The organism is Streptomyces sp. NH27 (assembly GCF_056859195.1).
On sequence record NZ_JACEGK010000371.1, the window covers coordinates 1 to 8,004 of the forward strand.

6 protein-coding genes are annotated in these 8,004 nt (G+C 72.2%); 3 read left to right on the plus strand and 3 right to left on the minus strand.

The window, feature by feature from the left end; all coding sequences use genetic code 11:
- The first annotated feature begins 35 nt into the window (after nt 1–35).
- On the plus strand, nt 36–1,640 hold the full coding sequence (locus AC13HU_RS26105; protein ID WP_483044396.1) for an FtsW/RodA/SpoVE family cell cycle protein: 1,605 nt from the start codon (nt 36–38) through the stop codon (nt 1,638–1,640).
- Nucleotides 1,637–3,127: a penicillin-binding transpeptidase domain-containing protein gene (locus AC13HU_RS26110; RefSeq protein WP_483044397.1), complete on the plus strand. Its 1,491-nt coding sequence runs from the start codon at nt 1,637–1,639 to the stop codon at nt 3,125–3,127. The genes AC13HU_RS26105 and AC13HU_RS26110 overlap by 4 nt, the downstream gene beginning before the upstream one ends.
- On the opposite strand, the gene AC13HU_RS26115 is transcribed toward AC13HU_RS26110, so the two are convergent.
- From AC13HU_RS26115 to AC13HU_RS26125, 3 genes are all read right to left on the minus strand, one after another.
- Complete coding sequence (locus AC13HU_RS26115; RefSeq protein WP_483044398.1) at nt 3,105–4,046, minus strand: polysaccharide deacetylase family protein; 942 nt, start codon at nt 4,044–4,046, stop codon at nt 3,105–3,107. The two genes, AC13HU_RS26110 and AC13HU_RS26115, sit on opposite strands and share 23 nt — an antisense overlap.
- Before the next feature lie 183 nt (nt 4,047–4,229).
- Entirely contained in the window at nt 4,230–5,516 is a 1,287-nt protein-coding gene (locus AC13HU_RS26120; RefSeq protein WP_483044399.1) for a CapA family protein, read from the minus strand.
- 45 nt (nt 5,517–5,561) lie between these two features.
- Nucleotides 5,562–6,689, minus strand: coding sequence for a ferritin-like domain-containing protein (locus tag AC13HU_RS26125; RefSeq protein WP_483044400.1), 1,128 nt, complete (start codon nt 6,687–6,689; stop codon nt 5,562–5,564).
- 206 nt (nt 6,690–6,895) lie between these two features.
- Between AC13HU_RS26125 and AC13HU_RS26130 the strand changes: the two genes are divergently transcribed.
- Entirely contained in the window at nt 6,896–7,786 is an 891-nt protein-coding gene (locus AC13HU_RS26130; protein WP_483044401.1) for an AurF N-oxygenase family protein, read from the plus strand.
- Nucleotides 7,787–8,004: the final 218 nt, after the last annotated feature.

The following is an 8,004-nucleotide window of genomic DNA, read 5'->3' on the forward strand; positions in this document are numbered from 1 at the left end:
GACATAATGGTCGCCGGTTGCTAGCGTGACGGCCCATGAGCGCAACGTCGGCGACCGCTCCTCCCCCGCCCGGGCCGCCGCGCCCGGAGCCCCCGCACGGCACCGCACGGCCGCGCCCGGCCGCCCGCCGCGGGGTGGAGCTGTGCCTGCTGGTCGCGGCGGTGGGCATCTCGGTCTACGGCTACGCGGAGGTCGGGCTGGCCCGCAGCGGGGCGGTACCCAAGGACGCGCTGGCGTACGGCGGCGGGCTGGGCGGCCTTGCGCTGCTGGCCCATCTGGCGGTGCGGTCACGGGCCCGGTACGCCGATCCGCTGCTGCTGCCGATCGCGGTGCTGCTCAACGGCCTGGGCCTGGTGCTGGTCTACCGGCTGGACCTGGAACCGGTGCTCGGCCCGCGGGCGGCGCCGGCCCAACTGGTGTGGTCCTCGCTCGGGGTGGGCCTGTTCGCGGTGGCGGTGCTGGCGCTGCGCGACCACCGGGTGCTGGCGAGGTACACGTACGTGAGCGTGACCGCGGCCCTGGTGCTGCTGATCACGCCGATCGCCTTCCCGGCGGTGAACGGGGCCCGGATCTGGATCAGGGCGGCCGGGTTCTCCATCCAGCCGGGCGAGTTCGCGAAGGTGCTGCTGGCGATCTTCTTCGCGGGCTACCTGTCGGCGAACCGCGCGGCGCTGGCGTACGCGGGCCGCCCGTTGCCGGTCATGGGCCGGCTGAAGGGGCTCGGGCGGCTGCAGTTGCCGAACGGGCGGGTGCTCGGGCCGGTGATCGCGGTGTGGCTGGCGAGCGTGGGCGTCCTGGTGCTGGAGCGCGACCTCGGCACCTCGCTGCTGTTCTTCGGCCTGTTCGTGGTGATGCTGTACGTGGCGACCGGGCGGACCGGGTGGACCGCCGTGGGGCTGCTGCTGGCGGCGGCCGGGGTGGCCGCGGTGGGCGGGACCGAACCGCATGTGCACGAACGGGTGCGGGACTGGCTGCACCCGTTCGCGTCGATCGCCGCCGGGCAGGGGCCGAACCAGCTCGCCCAGTCGCTGTTCGCGTTCGGCAACGGCGGGGCGCTGGGCACCGGACTCGGCCAGGGTTCGTCGTTCCTGGTCGGCTTCGCCGCGAAGTCGGACTTCGTACTGGCCACCGCGGGCGAGGAGTTGGGGCTCGCCGGGCTGTGCGCGCTGCTGGGGCTGTACGCGCTGCTGGTGGCGCGGGGGTTCGCCGCGGCCCTGGCCACCCGCGACCCGTTCGGGCGGCTGCTGGCGGCGGGATTGGCCTCGATCCTGGCGCTCCAGGTGTTCGTGGTCACCGGCGGGGTGATGGACCTGATCCCGCTGACCGGCATGGCGATGCCGTTCCTCGCGCAGGGCGGCTCGTCGGTGGTGGCCAACTGGCTGATCGTGGCGCTGCTGGTGCGGATCAGCGACCGGGCCCGCCGCCCGGAGCCGGCGCAGCCCGCACCGGCGGCGCAACCAGGGCAACCGGAGCAACCGGAGCAACCGGAGCAACCGGAGCAACCGGAGCAACCGGAGCAACCGGAGCAACGGGGGCAGGCGGCGGGCGGCACGGCGGTCGCGGGTCCGGCCGGCCCCGACACCCCGCCCGACACCCCGGGCACCCCGGGCACCCAGGACACCCCGGGGAGCCCGGCGTGAACCGCTGCGTGCGGCACGCCGCCGCCTTCTGCCTCCTGCTGCTGCTCGCCCTGCTCGCCAACGCCACCCGGGTGCAACTCGTCGAAGCCGGCGGCTACGCCGCGAACCCCGCCAACCGGCGCGCCGACATCGCGCTGTACGCCCGGCCGCGCGGCAACATCCTCGCCGGCACCCGCACGGTCACCGGATCGCGTTCCACCAGCGGCCAGTTGAGATACATCCGCACGTACACCGACGGCCCGCTGTACGCGCCGGTCACCGGCTTCGCGTCGCAGACCTACGGCGCCACGCTGCTGGAGAGCACCGAGAACGGCCTGCTGGACGGCACCTCCCCCGCGCTGCGCCAGCAGCCGCTGTGGCAGGAGATCACCCGGGCCCGGCAGCACGGCGGCACCGTGCACACCACGATCGACCCGGCCGCGCAGCAGGCCGCGTACGACGGGCTGGCCGGGCGCAGGGGCGCGGTGGCCGCGCTGGACCCGGCCACCGGGCGCATCCTCGCGCTGGTCTCCTCGCCGTCCTACGACCCGGGGCTGCTGTCAGGCGCGGGCCCTTCGGTGACGGCGGCCTGGAAGCGGCTCAACGCCGACTCCGAGCAGCCGATGCTGGACCGGGCGATCCGGCAGACCTACCCGCCCGGTTCGACGTTCAAGGTGGTCACGGCGGCGGCCGCGCTGGCCGGCGGCGAGGTCACGGACATCCGCGCGCGGACCGACTCGCCCGACCCGTACCGGCTGCCGGGCACGAACGTCGCGCTGACCAACGAGGGCGCGGGCTGCCGGAACGCGAGCGTGTACGACGCCTTCCGCTACTCCTGCAACACGGTCTTCGCGAAGCTCGGCGCGGACCTGGGCGCCCAGGACGTGGTGGCGCAGGCGGAGTTGTTCGGCTTCAACGACAACGAGCTGAGCATCCCGCCGAACGTCGCGAAGAGCAACGTGGACACCACGATGAGCCCGGACCAGGTGGCGCTCTCCTCGATCGGGCAGTACGACACCACCGCGACGCCGTTGCAGATGGCCATGGTGGCGGCCGCGGTCGGCGACGGCGGGCGGCTGATGGCGCCGTACCTGGTGGACCGGGTCACCAACCACGCCGGGACCACCGTGTCCGGGACCCGGCCGCACACCCTGCACCAGGCGGTCGGCACCCAGACGGCCGCGGCGCTCCAGGAGTTGATGGAGGCGGTGGTGACCAACGGCACCGGGACCAACGCGGCCATCCCCGGGGTGGTGGTCGGCGGGAAGACCGGCACCGCGCAGCACGGCCTGGCCAACGCCGGTACGCCGTACGCCTGGTTCCTGTCCTACGCCAAACCGCCCGGGGGCAGCCGGGCGGCGGTGGCGGTCGCGGTGGTGGTGGAGGACGCGGACGCGGTGCGGGCGGACATCTCCGGCGGCGGCAACGCGGCGCCGATCGCCCGCGCGGTGATGGAGACGGTCCTCAAGGAGCCTGCGGCGGGGCTCAGTTCACCTGCGGGAAGCTGAACGCGTAGCCCTGGCTCTGCAGCCAGGTCAGGGTCTGGTCGAGCGCGGCCACGGTCTGCGAGCGGTCACCGCCGCCGTCGTGGAAGAGGATGGTCGGGCCGTTGCCGATCTCGTACTTGACGGTGCCGACGATGGTGCCGACGCCCTTGCGTTCGTAGTCCTTGGTGTCGATGTTCCAGCCGAGCGGGCGCAGGCCGTGCTGGGCGGCGAAGGCGCGGCTGGCCGGGGTGAAGGCGCCGCCGGGGGCGCGGTAGTAGTACACCCGGGCGCCGCCTGACGCCTGCTCGATCATGTTCAGCGCGTCCAGGATCTCCGACTCCTGGTAGGCGACCGGCTTCTTGTCCATGCCCTCGTCGTGGTGGACGGTGTGGTCGCACAGCCGGTGGCCGCCGGCGACGACCGCACGGACCGTGGCGGGGTTGTCACGGGCCTGCGGGCCGATCATGCAGAAGGTGGCGTGCACGTGGTGCTTCTTCAGCACGGCCAGGACCTTCGGGGTCCAGACCGGGTCGGGGCCGTCGTCGATGGTGATGTTGACGGCTTTGCCGGGGGTCTCGGCGGAGTGCACGATCGAGTCGGGCACGAGCGGGTACTTGTGCCCGGGGCTCGAAGTGCGGCCGCCGGAGCCGCCGTTCTTGCTGTCGCCGCCGGTACCTCCGGCGCCGGAGGAGCCGGCGGGCGCGGAGTTGTGCGACGCCTTCGGGTCGCCGGCGGCGGAGTGCTTGCCGGAACCGGGCGCGACGATCGCGGTGACGACGGCGGCGAGCACCACGACGGCGACGGCCAGGGCGATCGCGACGACCTGTGGCGCGGACTTCGCCCGGGAGCGCCCCGACCGGTCGTCCCAACCGGGGCCGCCGGCCCCGCCCCCACCCGGTCCGTACGGCGGCTGCTCCGGTATCCGTCCCCGGTCCGTCATGTGTTCCCCGCCCGCTTTCCGTGTCGCTCGGCTCCTTGGCGCGGCCGGGTCGTCGCCCGGTCCGCGATCGGATAGATGCCGTCACCCACGGTACGGTTCCGCGCCCGGCCGGCAGCACCGGCACCGTTACAGAATCCGGACCAATACCCACGGACCGGGTGACAGAAGGACTGTGACCTCGGTCTACCCGCGCGGCGGGGCGGCCAGGCCGGAGCACCCGCGCAACTGCTCGTAGCGGTCGGTGATTCCGGCGGCCCCGGCGCCGGTCTGCGGCTGCGGCACCCCGTCGCCGCCGACGAGCGCGGGCGTGAAGCGGGCGCCGGTGACCTTCCCGGCGCGGGTGACGGTGATCGTGGTCACGCCGGTGTCGTTGGAGTGCGGGTAGGGCGAGGTGCCGTACCAGAGGAAGTTGCCGAGGCCGTAGGCGACATAGGTGGGGCCGAGCATGCCGGAGCCGAGCATCACATGGGCGTGGGTGCCGACCACGGCGGTGGCGCCGGCCGCGGACAGGTCGGCGGCGATCGACTTCTGGTCGGCGACCGGGCAGTTCTCGCCCTCGATGCCCCAGTGCAGGTAGACCACCACCACGTCGGCGTGCGCCTTGGCCGCGCGGACGGCGGCCAGCAGCCGCGGCCGGTCCAGCGCGGAGGCGATGCCCGGGGTGGCCGGGCCGGCCCGGAAGTCGGAGTTGGTGATGTCGTAGACCTGGCTGGCGGCCAGCACCGCGAGCCGCACGCCGTGCACGGTCTCGGTGTACGGGCGGTACGCCTCGGCCTGGTTCGCGCCGATGCCGATCACCGGGATCGGCGAGGCGTGCTTGGCGGCGACGGAGTCGGCCAGGCCCTGCGGGCCGTAGTCCACGGCGTGGTTGTTGGCCATCGCGACCGCGTCGACGCCGGAGTCGCGCAGCGCGGTGAGGGCCGCCGGGCTGGTGCGGAAGTGGTAGATCTTCGCCTGCGGGGTGCCGCGGGTGGTGATCGCGGACTCCAGGTTGACCATCGAGAAGTCGGCGGCGGCCAGTTGCTCGGACATCGGGCCGAGCGCGGGATCGGCGGTGAGCCGCCCGGCGGTGCGGCCGGTGAAGTGGACGTCGCCGGCGAAGGCGAGGGTGAGGGTTCCGTTGCCGTTGCCGTGGCCCGCCGAGGGTCCGGCGGAGGTGTCCGGGCCGGCCGCGCCGCGCGCCCCGGACGGGCCGCTCCCGGCGCCGGACCTCGCCGCGGCCTGCCCGCCCCCCGCTCCGTGGACCAGGTACAACGTGGCGGCGACGGCGGCCAGCAGCCCGGCGAGGCCGAGCGCCGCGTTCCTGCGGCGCCGGCCCCGGGCCCGGCGGGCGGCACGGCGCTGATCGGACCGGGCGCCGGGCGACGGCGCCGGGTCCTGGCCGTGCTGCGGACTCTCGCCCGGCGCGTGCGGCGGGGTACGTCTGAAGGCGCGGCGCCCTTGGCGTGACGATCTCGGACCTGCATTCATCACATAAACATACGATTAGCCTGTCCGCGATCATCACGTGGGCCGCTATGTCCGAGGCACGGCCCCGGAGGGTTCACCGCCCTGGGCGATGGCGTCCGTCACCTCGGCGACCCGGGCGGCCTCCTCGGCCGCGAACCGCTCCGCGTCCAGCCGCTCGGCGATCTCCTCGTCCTGACTCATCAGCAGGTCCAGGTTGGAGTCGCCCAGATCGAAGACGCCCAGGTCCACATACGCCTTCTGGAGCCGCGGCCCCCACAGCCCGATGTCCTTCACGCACGGCACGATCCGGCTGAAGAGCAGCTTCCTGAACAGGTGCAGGAACTCCGACCGTTCGGTCATCTCGATCGCCTCGGCCTGCGGGATGCCGAAGTTCGCCAGCACCTCGGTGCCGCGCAGCCGGTCCCGCATCAGGTAGCAGCCCTCGATCACGAACTCCTCGCGCTCGCGCAGTTCGGCGTCGGACAGCTGCTTGTAGTAGTCCCGCAGCGCCATCCGGCCGAACGCGACGTGCCGCGCCTCGTCCTGCATCACGTAGGCGAGGATCTGCTTGGGCAACGGCTTGTCGGTGGTGTCGCGGATCATGCCGAACGCGGCCAGCGCCAGCCCCTCGATCAGCACCTGCATGCCGAGGTAGGGCATGTCCCAGCGGGAGTCGCGCAGGGTTTCGCCGAGCAGCGCCTGGAGGTTGTCGTTGATCGGGTAGAGCATCCCGACCTTCTCGTGCAGGAACCGGCCGTAGATCTCGGCGTGCCGGGCCTCGTCCATGGTCTGGGTGGCCGAGTAGAACTTCGCGTCCAGGTCGGGCACCGACTCCACGATGCGCGCCGCGCAGATCATCGCGCCCTGCTCGCCGTGCAGGAACTGGCTGAACTGCCAGGCGGTGTAGTGCTGTCGCAGCAGCCCGCGGTCGCGTTCGCTCATCGCGTCCCAGTACCGGGTGCCGTACAGGGTCATCGCCTCGTCGGGCGTGCCGAGCGGGTCGTACGGATCGACCTCCAGGTCCCAGTCGATCCGGCGCACCGCGTCCCACTGCTTGTCCTTGCCCTTCTGGTACAGGGCGAGCAGGCGGTCGCGGCCGTCGTCGTATTCCCACGAGAAGCGGGCGGCGCCCTGGGCCGGGACCTGCCAGGTCCATTCCGTGGGCGGCTTCGAGTAGAGACCTTCCGTCGACATCGACACACTCCGATCGGGCGGCTGCTGGTGTCCGCGCCCCCGCGCAACGACGCGGCCGGCCTTGGCCCGGTCCAGTCCGGTCCGGTCCGGTCCGCGCGGTCCGGCTCGCCGCCGTTGCCGCACAAGGGCTTGACGGGCTTGTTGACACAGAGTCTCATAAGAACCGTACCCCAGGTAACCCTCATGCGGCGGAGGCCGGTTCACTCATGGACGCAATCCTGATCGACCGGGAGAAGACGGCGGAGCGGCTGCTCACCGCGTCGGCGAAGCACTCCTTCGACCCCGACACCGAGCTGGACTGGGAGGCGCCGTTCGAGGAGGGCGCGTGGTTCTGGCCGCCCGAGCTGCTCTCCCTCTACGACACCCCGCTGTGGCGGCGGATGTCGGAGGAGCAGCGGTTCGAGCTGTCCCGGCACGAGGCGTCGTCGCTGTGCGCGTCGGGCGTGTGGTTCGAGACGATCCTCATGCAACTCCTGTTGCGGCACACGTACTCGCTCGATCCGACCAGTGCGCATGTGCGCTACGCGCTCACCGAGATCGCGGATGAGTGCAGGCACTCGAAGATGTTCGCTCGCGCGGTGACGAAATTCGGTACGCCGGTGTACGGGCCGAGCAGGTTGGATCACTCGCTCGGGCGGGTGCTCAAGACGTTCTCGACGACGCCGGGTTCGTTCACCGGGACGCTCCTCGCGGAGGAGATCCTGGACTGGATGCAGCGGCTCACGTTTCCGGATGAGCGGGTGCAGTCGTTCGTTCGCGGGGTGACGCGGATTCACGTGGTGGAGGAGGCGCGGCATATCCGTTACGCGCGGGAGGAGTTGCGGCGGCAGATGGAGACGGCGCCGCGGTGGGAGATCGCGTTGACGCGGACGATGTCGGCGGAGGCGGCGCGGGTGATCGCGCGGTCGCTGGTCAGTCCGAAGGTGTATGCGAATGTCGGGCTTGATCCGGCGGAGGCGGTGGCGGCGGTGCGGGCGAGTGGGCACCGTCAGGAGATGATGCGGCACTCGGCGAAGCGGTTGATGGACTTCTTCGAGGAGATCGGGTTGTTGCGGGGGGCGTCGAAGCCGCTGTGGAGGGCTTCGGGGTTGCTGTAGGTGTTTGGCGGGTGGCGCTTGGCGTCGTGGTGGTGCGGTCGCGTGGGCTCCGGCAGCGGGGTTCGAGACTGCATATTTACGGCGCCTGCGGGCCAGTTCATGGGCTTGCCGTTCTTCCTCGCGCCACAAATATACGAACGTCTCGAACCCCGCCGCCTGCGCCCCCGCTTCTGTCCCTCGTGGGGTCCGCTACGGGAACGGGGGGGTGGAGGTGGAGG

Excerpts from the sequence above, each read along its gene's own strand:
- AC13HU_RS26120 (WP_483044399.1), bottom strand. The coding sequence starts at position 5,516 with ATGAATGCAGGTCCGAGATCGTCACGCCAAGGGCGCCGCGCCTTCAGA.
- AC13HU_RS26115 (WP_483044398.1), bottom strand. The coding sequence starts at position 4,046 with ATGACGGACCGGGGACGGATACCGGAGCAGCCGCCGTACGGACCGGGT.
- AC13HU_RS26130 (WP_483044401.1), top strand. The coding sequence starts at position 6,896 with ATGGACGCAATCCTGATCGACCGGGAGAAGACGGCGGAGCGGCTGCTC.
- AC13HU_RS26105 (WP_483044396.1), top strand. The coding sequence starts at position 36 with ATGAGCGCAACGTCGGCGACCGCTCCTCCCCCGCCCGGGCCGCCGCGC.
- AC13HU_RS26125 (WP_483044400.1), bottom strand. The coding sequence starts at position 6,689 with ATGTCGACGGAAGGTCTCTACTCGAAGCCGCCCACGGAATGGACCTGG.